Source organism: Moraxella sp. CTOTU47579 (assembly GCF_032004885.1).
In the GTDB taxonomy this organism is placed as follows: domain Bacteria; phylum Pseudomonadota; class Gammaproteobacteria; order Pseudomonadales; family Moraxellaceae; genus Faucicola; species Faucicola tetraodonis.
Genome location: NZ_DALZOJ010000001.1, coordinates 223,450 through 243,065 on the forward strand (window position 1 = coordinate 223,450; position 19,616 = coordinate 243,065).

Annotated in this window: 19 protein-coding genes; 12 read left to right on the forward strand and 7 right to left on the reverse strand. The window is 43.3% G+C overall.

What is annotated here, in order from left to right:
- Positions 1 to 238: 238 nt before the first annotated feature.
- The 3 genes from RTP55_RS00990 (at position 239) to RTP55_RS01000 (ending at position 2,938) form a co-directional block, all read left to right on the forward strand.
- Complete coding sequence (locus tag RTP55_RS00990; protein WP_312383520.1) at positions 239 to 1,372, forward strand: DUF805 domain-containing protein; 1,134 nt, start codon at positions 239 to 241, stop codon at positions 1,370 to 1,372.
- A gap of 287 nt (positions 1,373 to 1,659) precedes the next feature.
- Positions 1,660 to 2,031 carry a hypothetical protein gene (locus tag RTP55_RS00995; RefSeq protein ID WP_312383523.1) on the forward strand — a complete coding sequence of 124 codons (372 nt, stop codon included), beginning with the start codon at positions 1,660 to 1,662 and terminating at the stop codon, positions 2,029 to 2,031.
- Positions 2,032 to 2,203: 172 nt separating this feature from the next.
- A complete protein-coding gene (locus RTP55_RS01000; RefSeq protein ID WP_312383525.1) occupies positions 2,204 to 2,938 on the forward strand; it encodes a hypothetical protein in 735 nt (244 codons plus the stop codon).
- A gap of 153 nt (positions 2,939 to 3,091) precedes the next feature.
- Here RTP55_RS01000 and RTP55_RS01005 read toward each other — a convergent pair whose 3' ends face one another.
- The 3 genes from RTP55_RS01005 to RTP55_RS01015 all read right to left on the reverse strand — a co-directional run bounded on the left by RTP55_RS01005 (position 3,092) and on the right by RTP55_RS01015 (position 5,617).
- Complete coding sequence (locus RTP55_RS01005; RefSeq protein ID WP_312383526.1) at positions 3,092 to 4,282, reverse strand: S1 family peptidase; 1,191 nt, start codon at positions 4,280 to 4,282, stop codon at positions 3,092 to 3,094.
- Between the two features lie 86 nt (positions 4,283 to 4,368).
- The gene (locus tag RTP55_RS01010; protein ID WP_312383528.1) at positions 4,369 to 4,971 is read right to left on the reverse strand and encodes a TerD family protein; all 603 of its coding nucleotides are present in this window, start codon (positions 4,969 to 4,971) and stop codon (positions 4,369 to 4,371) included.
- 67 nt (positions 4,972 to 5,038) lie between these two features.
- Positions 5,039 to 5,617: a TerD family protein gene (locus RTP55_RS01015; RefSeq protein ID WP_065252628.1), complete on the reverse strand. Its 579-nt coding sequence runs from the start codon at positions 5,615 to 5,617 to the stop codon at positions 5,039 to 5,041.
- 556 nt (positions 5,618 to 6,173) lie between these two features.
- Between RTP55_RS01015 and tolQ the strand changes: the two genes are divergently transcribed.
- The 9 genes from tolQ (at position 6,174) to purF (ending at position 15,105) form a co-directional block, all read left to right on the forward strand.
- Positions 6,174 to 6,902: a protein TolQ gene (tolQ, locus tag RTP55_RS01020; protein WP_095355470.1), complete on the forward strand. Its 729-nt coding sequence runs from the start codon at positions 6,174 to 6,176 to the stop codon at positions 6,900 to 6,902.
- Positions 6,903 to 6,958: 56 nt separating this feature from the next.
- On the forward strand, positions 6,959 to 7,426 hold the full coding sequence (gene tolR, locus RTP55_RS01025) for a protein TolR (RefSeq protein ID WP_007116707.1): 468 nt from the start codon (positions 6,959 to 6,961) through the stop codon (positions 7,424 to 7,426).
- Positions 7,427 to 7,542: 116 nt separating this feature from the next.
- Positions 7,543 to 8,508 (forward strand): cell envelope integrity protein TolA, encoded by a 966-nt coding sequence (gene tolA, locus RTP55_RS01030; RefSeq protein WP_095355469.1) that lies wholly within the window; start codon positions 7,543 to 7,545, stop codon positions 8,506 to 8,508.
- Between the two features lie 126 nt (positions 8,509 to 8,634).
- Entirely contained in the window at positions 8,635 to 9,945 is a 1,311-nt protein-coding gene (locus RTP55_RS01035; protein WP_312383532.1) for a TolB periplasmic receptor, read from the forward strand.
- A gap of 61 nt (positions 9,946 to 10,006) precedes the next feature.
- Positions 10,007 to 11,020, forward strand: coding sequence for a hypothetical protein (locus RTP55_RS01040; RefSeq protein WP_312383534.1), 1,014 nt, complete (start codon positions 10,007 to 10,009; stop codon positions 11,018 to 11,020).
- 74 nt (positions 11,021 to 11,094) lie between these two features.
- Positions 11,095 to 11,607, forward strand: a complete 513-nt coding sequence (locus RTP55_RS01045) for a DUF4870 family protein (protein WP_083106207.1) — start codon at positions 11,095 to 11,097, stop codon at positions 11,605 to 11,607.
- Positions 11,608 to 11,874: 267 nt separating this feature from the next.
- Positions 11,875 to 12,918, forward strand: a complete 1,044-nt coding sequence (locus RTP55_RS01050; protein ID WP_065252633.1) for a quinone-dependent dihydroorotate dehydrogenase — start codon at positions 11,875 to 11,877, stop codon at positions 12,916 to 12,918.
- A gap of 24 nt (positions 12,919 to 12,942) precedes the next feature.
- Positions 12,943 to 13,458 (forward strand): CvpA family protein, encoded by a 516-nt coding sequence (locus RTP55_RS01055; protein ID WP_312383542.1) that lies wholly within the window; start codon positions 12,943 to 12,945, stop codon positions 13,456 to 13,458.
- 111 nt (positions 13,459 to 13,569) lie between these two features.
- Positions 13,570 to 15,105 (forward strand): amidophosphoribosyltransferase, encoded by a 1,536-nt coding sequence (purF, locus tag RTP55_RS01060; protein ID WP_312383543.1) that lies wholly within the window; start codon positions 13,570 to 13,572, stop codon positions 15,103 to 15,105.
- 38 nt (positions 15,106 to 15,143) lie between these two features.
- On the opposite strand, the gene RTP55_RS01065 is transcribed toward purF, so the two are convergent.
- The 4 genes from RTP55_RS01065 to secD all read right to left on the reverse strand — a co-directional run bounded on the left by RTP55_RS01065 (position 15,144) and on the right by secD (position 19,532).
- Positions 15,144 to 15,533, reverse strand: a complete 390-nt coding sequence (locus tag RTP55_RS01065) for an AzlD domain-containing protein (RefSeq protein WP_312383544.1) — start codon at positions 15,531 to 15,533, stop codon at positions 15,144 to 15,146.
- Positions 15,534 to 15,594: 61 nt separating this feature from the next.
- The gene (locus RTP55_RS01070) at positions 15,595 to 16,302 is read right to left on the reverse strand and encodes an AzlC family ABC transporter permease (RefSeq protein ID WP_062330425.1); all 708 of its coding nucleotides are present in this window, start codon (positions 16,300 to 16,302) and stop codon (positions 15,595 to 15,597) included.
- 69 nt (positions 16,303 to 16,371) lie between these two features.
- A complete protein-coding gene (gene secF, locus RTP55_RS01075) occupies positions 16,372 to 17,520 on the reverse strand; it encodes a protein translocase subunit SecF (RefSeq protein WP_312383649.1) in 1,149 nt (382 codons plus the stop codon).
- Between the two features lie 116 nt (positions 17,521 to 17,636).
- A complete protein-coding gene (gene secD, locus RTP55_RS01080) occupies positions 17,637 to 19,532 on the reverse strand; it encodes a protein translocase subunit SecD (RefSeq protein ID WP_312383548.1) in 1,896 nt (631 codons plus the stop codon).
- Between the last annotated feature and the right edge of the window lie 84 nt (positions 19,533 to 19,616).

The following is a 19,616-nucleotide window of genomic DNA, read 5'->3' on the forward strand; positions in this document are numbered from 1 at the left end:
ATACTCAATGATAATTACAGCGTTGTGTTATCGGGGTTAAAAGCTATTTATTGATTTATTAAGTTTGCTATCACGCCAAAAAATTCAATGAATGTTACAAAAAATGTCAAATTTATGTGCCCATTTCAAGATATTCTAACCAATATATTATAAAATTTGGGTAATACTACGTTAAAAATATTGCGCTAAAAACCTTAAGCTAAAAAAAAGTTTAAACCTATAGATTAAGTTGCTCATTATGGCCATCCGTCTACCCAAGCCAAAAAAAGCCCAGTCTTTACCCCCCATTGAACCCAGCTTCGATAATGTGCATCAAGTTGACAAAATGCAAGTTGATGAAATAGTTGAAGCTGAAGTTGGTACGTCTTTTGTCACGTTAACCGAGCTGCATGAAGGCTTTAATAATCGTCGGTTTTTTGATTGGCACGGTCGGGTTAGCCGTATGCAATTTTTAGCGTATTCCACCTTCAATGCGTTGATAGCATTAATGCTGGTCGCTTTGCTATTTGTGATGATTGGTGGCTTTCAAGGCATGGTAAATGCCAGTAGTGAGCAGTTGCCGATGAGTTTGCTTGGTGCAAGTAGTGTGGGTGTGGCGGTTTTGTTTTATCTACAGCTTGCCGTTAGCAAACGGCGCTTTAATGACCTTAACATAACGGGGTGGCTTGCGCTATTGATGCTAGTGCCTGGGGTAAATGTCTTAGTTTACCTTTACTTGCTAGCAGTCGAAGGGACCGCAGGCGCCAATTATTATGGCTTACCTGCTAGACCTGCTACCCAGTTAAAAACGGTACTGATGGTATTGATTCCGCTTTTAGTTATGTCACTCATCGGTTTGTTAACCCAAGTTGTCGTGCCCAGTTATCAGAGTTATCACAGTTATCAAGCGATGAAAAATAATAGAGACACTCAAAACAATGTCATTCTAACGGCAACAAACCCTAGCCAATCGGCGCAGACATTGCCTGCAACTGCTTCCGCTGTTGCCGCCTCGACCACTCAACCAGAGAATTTAAGAACAGAAGCGGTAATAATTACCGGTGAGCAATTAGGAAACGGCGTGGCTTCCACCCCACAACCCACCGCGCCAGCGAATGTCAATCCCACTATAACTACCAATCAAGTGTCAGACACGCTCGCCAATACGCCAAGTAGGACTAATCAGATGCCTGAGGCGCCAACTGACGCCGCTAATTCTAATAGCTCAAATCCCGATAGCTCAAATCCCAATAACCTAAATCAAGGTTCAGATGAGCGCGCGCAGACGGGCAGCAGTAATTCCACAACAAATGCCCCTAATAGTCAAGGGGTGGTTTCTTATGAAGATTTTGTCAAAGCCTCTGAACAACAAATATTCATCGATAGAAGATAATTTTTTTAAATCTACAGGTTAAATAAAAATTTTCCATCCTAGTACAAATCATGGGTGCCAAAAATTATAAATTAAGAGGGCGCAAGTTTAACTATTAGCGGTTTACAAACGGTTTCAAATCTGCACATTTGCTAATACAAGTTAGCTGAGTATAACAAAACCACAATCAAACCTATGATTAAATAACGCCGCGATATCCCTATAATGTTACTTATCAAGAAGGGGTATTTAACATGAAGATTAACAAAACATATGACAATATAAGGAGTGGCTTAGCATCTCAAAGTTTGGCGTCTCAATTAGTTTTTGGTGACGTGGGTGAGAGTGATTATAGTCAGGCAACTATTAAATCCCTATTACCGCGCTACGATAGTCAGCAAACATATTTGGCAGATTGCCCGTCTAATTTCTTTACTATGCAAGATGAGGACAATCAATTAACCAAAGACTTGCGGATTAAACATAGCGTTAAAAAGTCTGCAAAGCTACCAAAAAAGCTACCAAAAAAATCAGCCAAAGATGATTTAGTGGATGATTGGGCAACCGATAATAAAATCGATGATGAGTCTTGGCGCTATCATCGTAAATGGCTTAGTACCGTCTTTATGATTTGGTTCTTTTTAGCGGTCGCCTTATTGCTAAACGCTGCTTATTATTAACTGTAACTTTTAACTACCACAGTTTTTTTGAGTAATCATTACATTTCACCATGTAATGATTTTTTTTGGCTCAAATAAATGAAAAAAGTTTTATAATAAAGCTATTATGATGAAAAAAATCATTTAGATAAACAAACCATTTAGATAGACAAATCATTTAAAAGGAAATCCCTTGCCAGTCACTCAAACGGATGTTAATACACAAACTATAGCCAAGAGTACAAACAATAACACAATCATAGATTTGCTTGCGCTTATCACTGATACCATGCCGCAGTGGAAAGTGCATCGGTGTCAAGTGACGGACGTGCTTATCTCACAGCACCGGCCTATGAAGTTTATTTACCATTATGAGTATTTATCCGACCTACTCAAACTGCAACATCCGCTAAATGGTCAATTGCTAGCAAGCTTTGATCGATTGCTGACGCGAGAGCAATTTGCGCAAATGCTTGGCATTCATCTCCACCAAGTTGTTAATCCTTGGCAAATAAAGTTTGCTGGCAAATTGGTGGTGTTTTATCAACACCCTGACATTGCATTACGCTTGCATTGGGTGAATACTAGCAAAGCATTTGAGCCCATCTATCTACAATCAAAATTATCTCAAGCAGAATCGTTGCCCTATGCGATTGATAATGCTTTTACCAATTGGCAGATTACGGGGGTGGAAATTATTCAAAAAAATCCACAGGTTGAGCTTGTGTATGACAGCGATGACACCAATGGCAATGGCGTCCAATCCATTTTGCCTTCCACCCAATTTGTGCCTGTGCCTAAGCCGTTAGCCAATTGGATGATGGCATATTTTCAGTCGCATCCCGTCATTGCCAATGAATGGTTGGCGCTAATTAAATCAGAAGCGCAATCTTATGCCCAAACACAGCATTTTATTGCCGACCCGTGAATAGCCACCAAAAATCTAGACGCATTTAGCCATCTGCTGCAGTATTAGCGCTTGATTGAGTGATTTTTTAATCGTTGTGAGTCTAAAGTGTTAACTTTTTTGATTGTATATCTTCTCTGCTGACTTCGATAAGTTCAGTCTGATAAAAAGCTGTCACGCACCACAGCCAACTAACCACAAAGCAGATTTACTCTGTTTGGTAATCTGAGGCGTGGATAGGGGTGTTTGGCTAATATTGTGGGTAAGCTCGCCTACATTAAGACCGCAGCTGGTCAAAAGCGCGGATAATAATTGATATTTGACGGCATAATTCATGTTTTGGGTATTGGCAATGGTGTGGGTAACCATACCGACCACTTCGCCTGTGGGAAGCAGGAGCGGACTGCCACTTGAGCCAGGCTGAATTGGCGCAGTAAACTGCATAAAACGAATATCATTGCCAATGCCTTGTAGCCCTGCGATATTGCCTTGGGTGACTTGTAATTGGCTACCAAGACCTGTTAGCGGAAAACCAAGCGTGGTAATCTGCTCACCCAGCAAGTCATAGCCACGTTCTCGCACGGGCAGATAACTTGGTAAAGGCTGATTGACTTTAAGTAACGCTGTATCACTACCTTCATCTGTCAGAACCACTTGGCATTCCATATCGGGATATCCTTGTTGACGCAGTGCGATTTGCGTTGTCCCGTCCACCACATGCTCACAAGTGAGTAAATGATAGGGGTCAATCGCAAAAGCTGTCCCAGTCCAAGTGTCACCTGGCTGAGGGCGAGGACGTCTGTTGTCTGGTAGGGCGTGCAAAACGTTGCCTGTCGTCATGTTATTAGGGTAACGGGCGTCAAGGCTGATTTGTAAACGTTCGGCAAAATTGGCTAGACTTTGACTAGATGTTTCCGCGAGTGCTCGGCATTTATATTGCCCATTACGCTGGTAGATCTCCAGTACAATACTGGCTTTGATATGGCGCTCTGGGGTATGAAACGCATAGTCAATATCACTACCGACTTTGATACCCAGATCATTGACTTCCACGGCTGGGGCAATCACACTCGCGTCTTGGTAAGCATACACGATCAGTTGCAGATACTGGGTTTGATTTTGGGAAAACACATGGGCTAAGTCTAATATCCAAACATGGATTTTATCACTCTCGACTGTTACCGTTGCCCAATCTTTGCTTTCATGCAGATAAGCAGGGCTGGTAGTTGCTCGGCGACTCGCGTCCATCGCTATCCAAACGCAGCCCATCTCAATCCCAAAACGATTGGCATTTTGGCTAGTTACTGTCACTTGGCAAGGCGTGTGGGGGATAGGCGTATTTGCCCCAAGTACCAAAGTTGGCATCGTGTTTCCTTATTATTTTTTTTATTATCCGAATAAAAAAATACCCCATTGACAGCAAATAGGGTATTGTTATCTACAATTTAAATTTAGGCATGTGGTGTAATGGCAGGCATCAAATCATGAAAGGTACGACCACTGGCAATTTCACCAATGGCATGCATTTTCCATTCACCATTGTGGCGATAAATCTTTGCTAAAATCAGCGCGGTATGACTGCCTTGAGCTGATAAGTTATAGCGAGCCACTTCGCTATTATTGCCAGCATTAACGATACGACAAAACGCATTGGCAACTTTTTCAAACGTTTGACCCGTAAAGCTATTCACGGTAAACACCAGTGACTGTACATGAGCAGGGACACGAGATAAATCGACATTGATGACTTCATCATCGCCATCTCCTGCGCCTGTGCGGTTATCACCTATATGGACGATACTACCGTCTTTTGACTGCAGTTGACCAAACCAAATTGCATCGATGGGCTGTTTGCTCGCATCAAACATAATGCAAGATGCATCCAAATCGATACTATCATTATTACCGCCGCCACCGAATAGACTGCCTAAAAAGCCACCGGATTTTGGGGTGGATGCAACATCCCACCCTAGACCCATTTTGATACGAGTCAGTGCCGTGCCTGCTTCTTTGTCGAGTGAAATTTTTTGTCCTTTTTGTAGACTAACCGCCATCTTTATATACTTTATTTAATGTGTTTTTATCATTATTTTAATGGTAAATTGCAGCTTAAAATCCGATTTAGCCGATATTTACGCCATATTGTTGGCACATAGCTGCTAAGCCACCTGCATAGCCTTGACCCACCGCACGAAATTTCCATTCGCCATTGTGTTTATAGACTTCGCCAAATACCATAGCAGTTTCGATGGAATAGTCTTCTGCTAAGTCAAACCGTACTACCTCTGCCCCTGTTTCTTCATTGACCACACGAATGAAGGCATTGGATACTTGACCAAAGTTTTGATTACGAGCTTGGGCATCGTGGATTGTCACAGTGACAGCAATTTTTTCAATATCGGCGGGTACTTGGGAAAGATTGACTTTGATTACTTCGTCATCACCGTCACCTGCCCCTGAGCGGTTGTCCCCGGTGTGTTCAACTGCACCGTTGTCAGATTTTAGTTGGTTATAAAAAATAAAGTCATGGTCGCCGCGTACTTTGCCTGTATTATTAAGCAAAAATACGCTGGCATCTAAGTCAAATTCTGCCCCTGATGTGGCACGCTCATCCCAACCTAGACCAATTAATAACCGTGTTAAGCTTGGATCTGTTTTTGACAGGGATAAGTTACCGCCTTTATTAAGTGAAATAGCCATTTGTATCTCCTATATTATAATATTGAATTAGCTAAAATTTTTCTGAGGGTGTTTTCCTCCCTTAAATTAAACAATTATCTGTATAAAGTCAAAGCTCTATTCTTTAGCTTAATGCTTTATACAAAAAATATTTTAAAATTTTTGAGGTATGCTTAAAAAAACGGAAGAAAAATATTTGCTAAACTTGCATCCTAAACCAGAGTTTACCATGAGTAAGAAAAGAGTAGAACACAGCGACACCTATAAGGCTGAAGCCCGCGCCAAAATCAACTGATGGCAGCCTTGTCACCTGCGGGAATTTCTAATACTTTGACCGTCAAGCTGCTTGATAAAATCTACCAAAAGTTTTTATACGATTAGCAGATGTTATTGGTTACAATATGCTTATGTAAATTCTAGTGCTCGACCTTATAATTGCACTAGTTTTTGGTTTTCATCGGGTATGGCTAGCAGGCTGTTAACAAGCTGGCATCAAAATATTTAGTAATTTATATTTAGTGACTTATATTTAGTATTTTATATTTAGTGATTTAGATGGTTGGGGAAGCATAACTTTATGGAAGGCTCGATTGATCTCGTTAGTTTGGTAACGCACGCCAGTATTTTCGTCAAAATTATCATGGGTATTTTATTATTTGCTTCTTTATTGTGTTGGGTCACTATTTTTCGTTTAAGTAGTCGCTTGGCAATTGCCACGCGCGCCGATAATTATTTTGAGAAAACCTTTTGGTCAGGGGTTGAATTGCCAACCCTATACAAAGGCGTTCAAGGTAATCCTGATAGAAGTGGACTTGAGCAAATCTTTTTTATTGGCTTTAGTGAGTTTTTAAAACTGCTCAAAAACACCCAAGCCCGTAGCGACGTCATTGAAGGCGTCGAGCGCAAACTTCGCGTTGGCTTGGGGCGTCAGCAACTCGAGCTTGAGCAAGGATTGCCGTTGCTAGCCAGTATTGCCTCGGTCTCGCCTTATATCGGTCTGCTTGGTACGGTCTGGGGGATTATGACGGCTTTTATGGGTTTATCGACTTCTGCGCAAGCCACACTGGCTGCGGTTGCCCCTGGTATTGCCGAAGCCTTGATTGCCACGGCGCTCGGGTTGTTTGCTGCGATTCCAGCGGCACTGGCTTTCAACCACTTTACCGCAAAAAACGATAAAGTTTATCAAAGTCGTAGCCTGTTCTGTGATGAGATGACAGGCATGTTGTTGCGACAAACTGTGGATACGACTACCAACTTACCGACAGGGCTGAATTCACCTGCCATGATGCCACCGCTCGCTCGCTAGATAAACGCTAAATGCTAAATGAATGTTAGATAAATTTTATTGAACAACTTGACACTATGAAAGCAAACCCTTACAGCCGTAACCGTCCTCAAAAACTCAATGCAGGTATGAATGTGGTGCCTTATATTGACGTAATGTTGGTGCTGCTCGTCATATTTATGGTGACCGCGCCCATGCTAACGACGGGAGTAGATATTGATTTGCCAAAAGCGCAAACCAAATCACTACAGCAAGGCACGCAGTTACCGGTGATTGTGTCACTAAAATCTGATGGACAGCTATATTTAAGTACCCAAGACAAAACCGATGAGCCAATGAGCGAAGAAGCACTAATCGCCACTTTGAATAATTTACAATCTCAGCCTCAATACCAGTTCGATGGTAAACCCAATGTCAATGTGATGATTAATGCCGATCAAAATAACCAATATGGGGATATTATCCAATTGATGGCAAACTTGCAGCAAGCGGGCATCCAAAAGGTTGGCTTGTTAACGGCACCGCCAAAACCAGCCAGCAAATAGCCTTTTAATCAAATGGCTTTTTAATGAAGTAGCTTTTTAATCAAGCAGCCTTCTAATACGATGACCTTTTAATTTTTGATTGAATATTTTTGGTAGAATAAGGAAATACTGAGACGATGTATGCTGAAGTGACCTCAGTCTATGTACCCGTCAAAACACCCGATTACCCGGTATGGGCGATTGTGCTCAGTGCCATTGCTCATGCATTGGTGGTTGGGTTATTGTTTTTCTTTTATCATAACACCCCGCCAGCGCCCATGGAAACCTCGTTGATTACCCCTGAGCAGTTGTCGGTAATGGAAGGGCAAATCAAAGCCAACCAACAAAATGAGCTTGCGCAAAACCAAGCCACGGCTGGCGAGATGGCTGGTGCGCCCACACCGTCCTTAAATTCCCAAACCCTATCAACTGTGCCAATGAACACGCCCCATTCGACATCAACCAATCAAATTGAAACGGTTAAAAATACGTTAGCCGCCAAGCAGGCGCAATGGGAAAAAGAGCAGGCGCTGTTTGCTGAAAAGCTAGACCGGGAAGTAGCAGCTGAAAGACAAAGCGTGATTGATGAATTAAACCAGCGCAATGAAACCCAGCAGCGAAATCTGCAAGATTATAAAATTGCCGAAAGCAATATTGATGAGGTAAAAAACGAAATACGCGCGAACAATGCCGCCTACAATAAAAATCTCAATGCCAATAGCGAGCGGCAAAGTGACAATAATATAAAATCACTGGATTTGGGTAAAGATGGTCAATCTACAGGTGCAGCGCAATCGCAATCATCTAGCGGTCAAGGTTCTAGCAGACGTGGTGGTGCATCGGGAGGGAGTTCGGCAGGCTATGTCAGCCAAGTCATGGCGATGATTGATGCAAACTGGAATGTACCAACCAATAGTAATGGCAATTCATTAACGGCGTCATTTAGCATTGCTGCGGATGGGACAATTAGTAATATCACTATTCGCGGCAGTAGTGATGCCGCTTTTAAAGCAAGCTTACAACAAGCAATCAACCAATCAAGTCCGCTGCCGCCCCCGCCAAATGGGGCAAGAACCATGACGGGCAATTTTAAAGCCAAATAGTAAAGTCAAATAGTAAAGCTAAACAGTGTTGTAGCGCCTAGCCTTGCCCAATCTTTTTTGGCGATTAAAACAATGCTATTATTTTAAAACCACTTTTTTAATAATTATAAATATTGCAGGCTAATTATGAACCATACTCTTTTGAAAGCGGCAGTCGTTGCCTTGTCTACCACTGCGATGCCACCTCTAGCAAACGCTGCTGATAACGTTGATTTTACCCTAGTCAAGCAGGCACCACGCTCTAACTTGCAAGTCGCCATTGTGCCGTTTGCAGGGGCAGAGAGTATCTCGGGCATCATCACCAATGATTTGACCAATTTGGGGCAATTTACTTTAGATAGTAATTTACCAGAGCGGCCTCATAGCAGTAGTGAAGTCACTTTGCCTGTCTGGCAGCATAACGCCGTGCCTTATTTGGTGGTTGGCAATACGCGCAGCAATCGTGGCAATATTGAGATTAACTTTGAAGTCATAAATGTGGCGACAGGTGAGGTGATGCAGGGTCTGCAAACCGTTACCAGCAAAAATAACTCACAAAGTTTGCGTATGGCAGGGCATAAGGTTGCTGACCGTATCTATGAGATATTGACAGGCATCAAAGGCGATTTTTCTGGGCGCATTGCGTATGTGGTTGAAACAGGCAAGCCCAAAAACCGTGTCTCACGTTTGGTCATTTCTGACGTGGATGGGTTTAACCCAAAAGTGATTTATGAGTTTAACGGTACCATTAAAACCCTAAATACCTCTGCTGACAATCAAACCTTTACTTTTCAAGTTCAGCCCGACACGCTAGGCTATCCGCAGGTCATGTCTGCCAATATTGTCAGCGGAGCAGTCAGCAATTTGACGAATTTTAAAGCCATGAATTATGGCGCATCCGTGAGTAAAGATGGTCGCGTGATATTTAGTAGCAGTTTTGAAAACGGCATACCGCAGATTTATTTGGCGCAAGGTGGCAATTCTCGTCGATTGACCAATGACCCTGTGGGGGCTATTTATCCTAGTTGGGCGCCTGATGGGCAATCATTTGTCTATACTTCAGACAGAGCCGGTGGTAAAAAAGGCGGTAATAAAGGTCAAATTTATCTATATAATCTATCAACCGGTAGTGAACAGCGTTTGACGGGCGGCGGACTAAGCAGTATGGGGCGCATCAGCAATGATGGTAAAAAAATGTCCTATTTGTCGGGTGCCAATCAAGGCGTGGTGATGGATCTGGGTTCGCGCTCGGTAACCGCTGTAAATAACGTTGGGTTAAGTGAAGCCCCAGGTGTCTCACCCAATGGACAACACTATATTTATTCCAATAAAAATGTCATTACCATTGTATCAAATGGCAAATCCATCAGTATTAGCCCATCCCAAAATGGCGTACCCAATGGCTTGATTTATGGACCACTTTGGCTCAATCCAGACGCCAATAATGTTTTACCTTAACCAAGCCACAAATAACATGAAGCATGTTTATCTCTTACTCCGTTTATGGTGCGCCGCTGTTATGGCAATTGTCATGGCAATTAGCTTGGCGATGACAGGCTGTCAGACCATGCGCTCGCCATCAACAACCTTATCTAACACCTCCTTGCAAAGTTCGACCTCATTGCCCAAAGTCATAGCGACTGCGCCAACCAATTTGCCGCATATGGATGCTAGACAGCTGTCAGGCAAGTTAATTTTTATTTATTTAACTGGATTTGGGGAAAATCGCCAAGGGCAGCTGATTGAAACCCAAATCGATGGCAGCGACCCAAAGACTTTGTATAAGGTCAATGGTACGATAATGAGCTTATCTGCCAGTCGCTTAGGCGATCGCCTGATTTTTACGGTTCAAGCAGGCAAAAGTTATCCTAAAGTCGTTATCCTTGATAGAGCGACTTTGCAAGTTACTGAGATTTCTGGGGTGTCTGCGGTTTCTGCCAAACGCACCCATAATTTTAGTGGCGCAATCTCCCCCGATGGACGCCAATTGTTACTAGCAAATAGCCAAATGGGCAATCCAGAGATTTTTTTGACCGATAGCAGCGGCAATATAAAACAACAACTGACCCATCAACCAGCGATTGATTTAGCCCCTGTGTGGCTGCCAGATGGTCAATCCTTTATATTTACGTCAGATAAAGCCAAATTTTTACAACCGCAACTTTATCAATACCATTTTGCAAAACAACAATTTTTGCCTTTAAACTTGCCCGGTAAAACCAATGCCATCGCTCGGGTTAGTCCCTCGGGGCGTTTGATCACTTACGTCAGCGATAATAGCCAAGGCAGGCTCGCAGATATGGCAACTAAAAAAAATATCGCTATCAATGATGAAGGATTGGCTGAACCTGCCAACTTTTCGCCCGATGGCAACTATTTGCTGTATTCGGCAAAAAACCGCATAAAAATCATCCCAGTACCAACCTTTAAACCATTGGCATCACAGCAGTCCCCTGTTAGCTGGACGGTCGAGTTTGCCGATAGCAACCACCAACCATTTACCATTCGAGAACCGATTTGGGTAATACCCTAAAGTCCATAACAATCAATTGAAATTCTATACTACGACCCGATAAAAAAAGTAATAATCATTGATGGAAAATTATAATGAACCTAGAAAAACCAACAGATGCTCACACACCTGACCCAGCCAACCCACAATTTGGTAGTGGGGCGAATGGTTATCCATCAGCGTTACCGCAATACACGCAGCTCAGTCAACACTTACCGGTGACCCAAAGCCAAATCAGTTATAACCACATTACTTATGCGTTGGCGCTGTTTAGTTATTTTACCGCGGGACTGACTTGGATTATTCCGATTGTGATGAATTATTTAAAGCGCGATGAGGCTAGGAACACGTGGCTTTATAGTCACTTTGATTGGCAAATCAAAACATTTTGGTACAGTATATTTTTTTGGGTGATTGGTTTTGTCATGGTGATTTTTGCAACGGGTGGGCTATTTTTTGGCGCTGCCGTTGATAGCAATCATGCGATGGGTGGCAGCTTTATTGTCGGTGCTTTAGGCGGCTTGATAATCGTCGCCACAGTCTTATGGCATCTGTATCGCATTATTCGTGGTTGGATTGCGTTGTCAAATGGTCGAGCCGTGCCTTAGTCTTTGATTATAGGACGTTAAAAGCTAAAATCTGTAATCTATAAGCCGAGTTAAGCTCATATAGTAGTTAATGTAGCAGTGAAGGCAAAGAAAATTGCAGGTGTTTATTTAGCGTCAACACTGATATAATAGCTTTTCTGATTTTGACGAGATAGTCTAGACAGCGCGTCAACGGGTGCTATCTCTCAAGCTAAATAGGTTAGTTCTGCTTGTATAAAGGGCAGAGTCAATTAGATTCACCCATGCAATGTGAGTGCTTATTCAACTATGTATGCCTTTCTTCGTCCGTTCTTATTTAACACCGATCCTGAAAAAGCCCACGAAATCACGTTATCGTTACTCGAAAAATCGCAAAAATTTGGGATGCTCGGGTTTTTGTACGGTAAACAAGAACTAACAACTGAATGTATGGGGTTAACCTTTACCAATCCGGTTGGTTTGGCAGCAGGGCTTGATAAAAACGGCGAATATATCGATGCGTTAGCAGCATTGGGTTTTGGCTACATCGAAATTGGTACGATTACCCCAAAACCACAGCCTGGCAATGACAAACCCCGTCTATTTCGTATCAAAGAAGCCCATGCCATTATCAATCGCATGGGATTTAACAATAAAGGCGTCGATTATCTCATTGAGCAAGTCAAGCGTGCAAAATATCAAGGCATTTTGGGTATTAATATTGGCAAAAATGCCAGCACGCCTGTTGAAAATGCCCTTGATGACTATATTTATTGTCTAGAGCGAGTGTATCCTTACGCGTCTTATATTACGGTGAATATCTCCTCTCCCAATACCAAAAACCTGCGTGACTTGCAAAGTGGTGATGCGCTCACGGCGCTGCTTGATGGTATCAAATCACGTCACAGCCAACTCGCTAGCCAACATCAGTATTATGTGCCATTGGTACTGAAAGTTGCCCCAGATTTGGAAGAAGATCAAATTGATTATATTGCCAAAGAATTGGTGCGTTTTGATATTGATGGGCTGATTACCACCAATACCACCTTAAGCCGCAATGGGGTAGAAGACTACAAAACCAGTCAAGAAGCAGGCGGGCTATCAGGTCGACCACTCAGTCACCGTAGTACCCAAGTTCTTGAGCAGTTTGCCGAACGCTTACCGAGCTCAGTTGCACTTATTGGCGTAGGCGGCATTGACAATGGTCAACGTGCGGTTAAAAAGATTGAAGCAGGTGCGGATTTGATTCAACTCTATAGTGGTTTGATTTATGAAGGGCCAGAGCTCATCCAAACCTGTGTTGAAGCCATTGACGGTTATCGTCTAAGCCAACATTCACCCTCTAATTTGTAAATCCCATGATACGAGCTTGACCCGATGACTTTGTTAGATATGGTAGTGTTGTTTGTATTGTTTATTGGGTTGTGGCAGGGGTTTAATAATGGCTTGATGCGCTCACTGGTGGGCATGTTTGGTTGGCTATTGGCGCTGCTGCTCGCCAGTTATTTGGCAAAACCTTTAGCCCCGTTTTTTGTGTCGCTGACGGGCTCAACCGGCCTTAGTATCATTGCGGCATTCTTGGCAATTGGCTTATTTGTCATCGTGGGACTGCAAATTGTATTATGGGTGATGAGTAAAACCTTGCAGGGGCTTCGGCTGAGCATCCTAGATAAATTGGCAGGCGCAGGGTTTGGCTTGGTCAAAAATTTGGTCATTGTGTTGATGCTGGTGAGTTTATTGGCGCCTTTTGTCAGTCAACGTGACTTTTGGCAGCAGTCTAAGTTTGCCAAGGCGCTACTGCCACTAGCACCTTTTGCGACCCAAATCACCCAACAGCTTGCTGCCAATCTGGGGAAAACCGCTTTCGAAGGAATAGGGCAAATGGGCCAATAGCATTGGTAAGTTTAACTGACGGCTAACATCTTCTAAGCCGCCAAATAAGGTAGTTTCATTCAATTTTCATCAGGTCTCATAGCCATCCGTGAAAAATCAAAGGGGTAAAATATGTGTGGAGTTGTCGGTATAGCCGCTCACAGTCCGGTTAATCAAATGCTATACGATGCGCTGACTATGCTGCAGCATCGTGGGCAAGATGCTGCGGGTATTGTGACATGTCAAGATGGCCGTCTGTTTTTGCGTAAAGAAAATGGCATGGTGCGCGATGTGTTTATGACCCGTCATATGATGCGTCTTGTCGGTCATCAAGGCATCGGGCATGTACGCTACCCAACGGCTGGTACGTCTAGTAGTGCGGAAGCTCAGCCTTTTTATGTCAATTCGCCGTATGGTATTACCTTGGCGCATAATGGTAATTTGACCAACGCAGAAGAGATTGCCAAAGAACTGTTTATGGAAGATATGCGCCATATTAATACCGATTCTGATTCAGAAGTCTTGCTCAATGTGCTAGCGCATGAGATGCAAAAACTCGGTATCCAGCATCCAAGCCCCGATGATATTTTTGAAGCGATGACATCCGTCTACAAACGTATCGAAGGCGCGTATGCGGTAGTCGCTATGATTACGGGCTATGGTATTTTGGCATTTCGTGACCCCAATGGCATTCGTCCGCTGATTTTTGGTCAACGATTAGCGGAAAATGGCGGTTTTGAATATGTGGTGGCATCTGAGTCAGTTGCGTTAACTGCATTGGGTTTTGATATCGTTCGAGATGTGAAGCCCGGTGAAGCGATTTTTATTGATGAAAACAATAACTTCTTTAGTCGCCAATGTGTCGAAGCCAAAGAGTTTAGACCTTGTATTTTTGAATATGTCTATTTTGCCCGCCCAGATTCGATTATTGATAATATTTCTGTTTATAAAGCCCGTATGCGTATGGGCGAGTCGTTAGCGCAGAAAATCATCAAAGAATGGGGTGAAGATCACGGTATTGATGTGGTTATTCCTATTCCCGATACCTCACGTACTTCTGCGATGGAGCTTGCCCAACATCTAGGCGTAAAATACCGTGAAGGCTTTATGAAAAACCGTTATATCGGTCGCACCTTTATTATGCCAGGTCAACAGCAGCGCAAAAAATCGGTACGTCAAAAATTAAGCGCGGTGCCTTTTGAATTTAGAAATAAAAACGTATTGTTGGTCGATGATTCAATTGTACGTGGCACGACTTGTCACGAGATTATCCAAATGGCACGTGATGCAGGCGCCAATAATGTGTATTTTGCCAGTGCCGCGCCACCGGTCAAATATCCCAATGTGTATGGTATTGACATGCCAGCGCGCAATGAGCTGATTGCCTCAGGTCATAGTGTGGAAGAAGTGTGTAAAATCATCGGCGCGGATCGTTTGATATTCCAAGATTTGGATGACTTGATTGAAGCGGTACAAGACAAACACAGCGATGCCAAAAAATTTGATTGTTCGGTATTTGATGGCAAATACATCGCCGGTGGTATTGATGAAGATTATTTGGATGAATTGCAGCGTAAACGCAGTGATAAAGCCAAACAGAAAAAATCTGGTATACAAGACGTGGCTGATACGCCTGTGGATATCGTCGGGGTGCAAACCGAGGTATAAGTTATCCTTCATAAAAAAAGCCCAAGTAGGGCTTTTTTTTATGGGGATTGAAAACCTATCAGATTCAATCCCCATAAAAACCCATTAAGGCTAGCAATACCCACCAGCATACTTAGCAGTAATTGCTTTTTCCAATGATAGCTGAGCAACACCACTAAAAGCGCCAATATCTCTGCCACAAGTAATGGCGATAAGCCCAGACTCATACTCATAGCGTTGGGCATAGGCTTGGGCTGCTGCCAATGCAAGGAAGTTAAAATCAACAGCGTCATCACGGATAATGGCAATGCTTTATTCACCGCGAGCAACAAGGGGGCATCCAATAAACGCTTTGGCAAAATTATCGGGGTCAAGCGGGTGAGAAAAGTCACCAACGCCATGGCAAAAGTAGCGGCGACTAAATAAAAGTTATCAGGTGGTGTGTTCATAATATTCTAACGATTAATGGATAAATTTTTTGGCGGTTGAGCTGTCAGATAGTTTGAACTGTCAGAGAGCTTGCTCATGAGCAGATTTATTGCTCATAAAAAAGTGGATGATAATGAGTCCCAAACTCACGCAAATCGCTGATAGTAAAAGCCAATCGGATATAAAATAAAACGCCGCTGTGAACGCAATGATGGCGATGAAGATGGGATAGTAAGCCTTGACTGCTTTAAACTGCTCGTAGGCTAAAATAGCAAATAAGCACACTAACGCAAAATCCAAATGGGGCACCCAATCATTGAGCCCTTCACCCAGCAAAATGCCCAATATAGTACCGATAACCCAATAACACTGATTGAGCAAACTCACAGGTAGTATGAGTCTTTGGCGTTCATTTTCATGAAGGGTGGTTAACACGGAAAAAGTTTCATCGGTTAACGCAAACAAGCAATAAAATCGACTGATAGGATTGGTTGGTAATTGTTTTAATAAAGGAATGGCATAGAAAGCATGGCGCAAATTTATCGCTAAAGTATTGCTGGCGATGGTTGAGATTCCAACCCCACCCGCTAACAGCGTAATAGAAGCATATTGCGCCGCACCCGCATATAACACCACACTAGATAAAATCGCCGCCCATATAGGAAGTTTTGCTGCCACAAACAACACGCCAAAGGCAATCCCCGCAGGGATATAACCCATTGCCACAGGAAAACTTACTTTAAACGCCTGTTGCCATAACCCATTTTTCATTAATTCATTTGTCATCATTGCTATTCTTGTTTAGATTCTAGCCATAAAAATACCCTAGCAAGTAGGGTATTTTACCGCTCAAATCATTTATTGATTATCTACTACTTTGTTGTCATAGATAGGCGCATTGCGGTCTTCAAAAACCACTTCGTCCTCAACAAATTCTGGTTTGACTTCGACAATAAAGTCTTTGCGCGACATACCTAGCCACAGTGGAATCGCACTGGCGATATACACCGATGAGAAAGTACCTAAAATCAAGCCAATGAGCAATGCTACTGAGAACCAATGTAAGCTTTCGCCGCCAAGCAGCAGCATCGCGACCACCACTAGCAACACCGTTGAAATGGTCATAATAGTACGACGTAGCGTTTCAGTGAGCGATAGATTGACAATTTGCGTTGGGCTCGCACCACGGACACGGCGAAAATTCTCACGGATACGGTCAAAGACCACGATGGTATCGTTAATCGAATAACCAATCAGTGATAACACCGCGGCAAGCACGGTCAAATCAAACGGCCATCCGAAAAGTGCGAAAATACCCACGGTGATAATACTATCGTGAAATAACGCCAACACCGCGCCTAAGGCTAATTTGGCTTGGAAGCGCACCATCACATAAATAAACATACACAGTAATGCCAGTGCCGTTGCCCCCAAGGAGCTGACATAAATCTCATTACCTACTTGACTGCCAACCACGTCAATATTCTTGATGGTGGCATTGTTGTTGGGTAAATCTAACGCAGTATCGAGCGAGTTTGATAACCCTTCGATTTGTTTTTGCGGTGGCAGGCGTACCAAAATTTCTTTGTTACTGCCCAAATATTGCACCACACTGTCATTGATTTTATGGCTTGATAAGGCTGACTGAACTTGGGCTTGTTGCACCGGTTGCTCATAAACAACCGTGGCTGACACACCGCCAGTAAAATCCAAGCCTAGATTTAAACCTTTGGTTAAAATAGCGACCAAACCCAGAATCGTTAAGATGGCGGATAATATGGCAAAAGGTTTAGATACCTTTAAAAAATCAATAATACGCCGACCGGCAAAGAATTTTTCACCGCCAAAATCCTCTGCCGAAAATTCAGCGCTGGTAGCGTTAGCCACCGCCAACCCAGCGGTTTGGGTTGCAGTGTCGGTAGGTTGAGCAGGCTGCTTGACTAAATTTTTATTCACCCCTTTACCATTACGGCGCGGCGTTTTGCGGTGCTGTTTATTTGATGCCATTTCATCACTACGACGTACGCCGAGCTCTGAGAGTTTTTGCTCGGGGTTGATGGGTTCTGAGCCGTCTAAACCGTCTAGATCCTCTAACTTGTCATCATTCATTATTTATTCGCTCCTTAACCAATACTTAGGCGTTTGACAGTTTTGCGGTAGCCATAAGCTAACTGTACCAGTGCACGCGTGACGGTCACTGAGGTGAAGATAGAGCTGGCAATACCAATGGCTAAGGTGACAGCAAAACCTTTAATCGGACCTGTACCAATCGCAAATAAAATAAATGCGACAATCAAGGTAGTCAGCTGTGCATCAAAAATACTGGTAAATGCGCGGTTAAAACCTGCCACAATCGCAGATTTTGGTCTGGCGCCGTTGGCAAGCTCTTCGCGGATGCGTTCAAATATCAGCACGTTGGCATCCACCGCCATCCCGATGGTTAACACGATACCTGCGATACCCGGCAGGGTTAGCGCAGAACCAATCAATGACATGATGGCTAAAATCATCATTAAGTTAAAAATTAACGCAATATTGGCAATCAAACCAAATAAACGATAAAAAATAATCATAAATAAGAACACGAGTAAGTAGCCGACTTGGGTAGAGAACATACCTTTTTGGATGTTATCTTGTCCCAATGATGGACCAATAGTACGTTCTTCAACAAAATACATGGGCGCCGCTAGTGCACCTGCACGAAGTAACAAAGCCAGCTCTGAGGCTTCTGCATTACTATCTAAGCCCGTGATTTGGAAAGTTGAGCCAAAGACGCCTTGAATGGTCGCTTGATTGATAATGTGGCTTTCTGCGTAAGGTGTCCTTACTTCTTTATTTTGACGCGTCACTGGGTCTGGCTGGAAGGTGATACGCTGCTTATTTTCAATAAACAGCACAGCCATTTGTTTGCCCACTGATTTTGCTGTGGTATTTTGCATCAAACGACCACCTGCGTTATCCAGTGTGATATTCACTTGAGGGCGACCGTTTTGATCCATCCCTGCTTGGGCGTCTTGTACATTTCGACCGGTGACCACAGCTTGACGTTCCAATAAGGTTTTTTGTGGGCTATCGACTTCACCAAATGAATAGGCTTCAGTGCCTGCAGGCAATACCCCAGATGGATTGGCTTGGAAAGTATTGTTTTGGTCAGACACCATACGAAATTCTAGATTGGCAGTACGACCAATGACCCGTTTGGCTTCTGCGGTATCTTGTACCCCGGGTAATTCCACCACAATACGGTTGGCACCTTGGGATTGCACCACGGCTTCAGCCACGCCTAGCTCATTAATACGGTTTCGTAAAGTCGTCAAGTTTTGGGTGACCGCATCTTGAGATATTTGTGAAATCGTCGACTGGGTCAAGGTCATGTTAATCGCTGGACCCCCCGCATTGATGAGCGGTTGTAATTCGTAATTTGTCCCAAAGCGACTACGTAACACATTAATGGCTTGATCACGCGCGGCATTATCGACAAAGTTTAACGTCAGATTATTTTGCCCTGCTTGTAAATTGGTCACGGCAATTTTTTGGTTGCGTAGCTCTGTACGGATATCTCGGGTTAGGTTTTCCAAACGCTGAGAGACGGTTTTGCTCATATCGACTTCTAGTACAAACCGTACACCACCCCGCAAGTCCAAGCCTAATTTAATAGGATTGCCGCCAATATTACGTAGCCATGCTGGCGTGGTTTGTGCCAAGTTTAGTGCCACCACGTAATTGTCGCCAAGCTTTTCTTTTAGCACTTGTTGCGCTTTAAGCTGCGTTTCAGTCGACTCATCACCAATTTTTAACAAAGCTGATTTACCATCAAAACTGTTGTTTTTGGTTGGAATATTGGCGGCATTTAGGATGGTTTCCGCTTGCTTTAGCACATCATTGGTCAATGTGGTACTAGCGGAAGCCCCCGTGATTTGAACGGCGGGCTTGTCTGGATAAAGGTTTGGTAGGGCATACAGGGTGCTCAGTAGCAGCACAATGCCGATTAAAAAGTATTTCCAAGCAGGGTAGTGCATAATCTTGACTTCTTAAACTTGATTTTTTTAGGTAACTAGTTGTTCTACTAGGTTTATTAACCGTAGGGCTATTAACCGCGATCA

What these genes read in the sequence shown, in the direction of transcription:
- RTP55_RS00990 (WP_312383520.1), top strand. Translation starts at nt 239, where the DNA reads ATGGCCATCCGTCTACCCAAGCCAAAAAAAGCCCAGTCTTTACCCCCC.
- RTP55_RS01005 (WP_312383526.1), bottom strand. Translation starts at nt 4,282, where the DNA reads ATGCCAACTTTGGTACTTGGGGCAAATACGCCTATCCCCCACACGCCT.
- RTP55_RS01010 (WP_312383528.1), bottom strand. Translation starts at nt 4,971, where the DNA reads ATGGCGGTTAGTCTACAAAAAGGACAAAAAATTTCACTCGACAAAGAA.
- RTP55_RS01015 (WP_065252628.1), bottom strand. Translation starts at nt 5,617, where the DNA reads ATGGCTATTTCACTTAATAAAGGCGGTAACTTATCCCTGTCAAAAACA.
- tolQ (WP_095355470.1), top strand. Translation starts at nt 6,174, where the DNA reads ATGGAAGGCTCGATTGATCTCGTTAGTTTGGTAACGCACGCCAGTATT.
- tolR (WP_007116707.1), top strand. Translation starts at nt 6,959, where the DNA reads ATGAAAGCAAACCCTTACAGCCGTAACCGTCCTCAAAAACTCAATGCA.
- tolA (WP_095355469.1), top strand. Translation starts at nt 7,543, where the DNA reads ATGTATGCTGAAGTGACCTCAGTCTATGTACCCGTCAAAACACCCGAT.
- RTP55_RS01035 (WP_312383532.1), top strand. Translation starts at nt 8,635, where the DNA reads ATGAACCATACTCTTTTGAAAGCGGCAGTCGTTGCCTTGTCTACCACT.
- RTP55_RS01040 (WP_312383534.1), top strand. Translation starts at nt 10,007, where the DNA reads ATGGCAATTGTCATGGCAATTAGCTTGGCGATGACAGGCTGTCAGACC.
- RTP55_RS01045 (WP_083106207.1), top strand. Translation starts at nt 11,095, where the DNA reads ATGAACCTAGAAAAACCAACAGATGCTCACACACCTGACCCAGCCAAC.
- RTP55_RS01050 (WP_065252633.1), top strand. Translation starts at nt 11,875, where the DNA reads ATGTATGCCTTTCTTCGTCCGTTCTTATTTAACACCGATCCTGAAAAA.
- RTP55_RS01055 (WP_312383542.1), top strand. Translation starts at nt 12,943, where the DNA reads ATGACTTTGTTAGATATGGTAGTGTTGTTTGTATTGTTTATTGGGTTG.
- purF (WP_312383543.1), top strand. Translation starts at nt 13,570, where the DNA reads ATGTGTGGAGTTGTCGGTATAGCCGCTCACAGTCCGGTTAATCAAATG.
- RTP55_RS01065 (WP_312383544.1), bottom strand. Translation starts at nt 15,533, where the DNA reads ATGAACACACCACCTGATAACTTTTATTTAGTCGCCGCTACTTTTGCC.
- RTP55_RS01070 (WP_062330425.1), bottom strand. Translation starts at nt 16,302, where the DNA reads ATGATGACAAATGAATTAATGAAAAATGGGTTATGGCAACAGGCGTTT.
- secF (WP_312383649.1), bottom strand. Translation starts at nt 17,520, where the DNA reads ATGGCATCAAATAAACAGCACCGCAAAACGCCGCGCCGTAATGGTAAA.
- secD (WP_312383548.1), bottom strand. Translation starts at nt 19,532, where the DNA reads ATGCACTACCCTGCTTGGAAATACTTTTTAATCGGCATTGTGCTGCTA.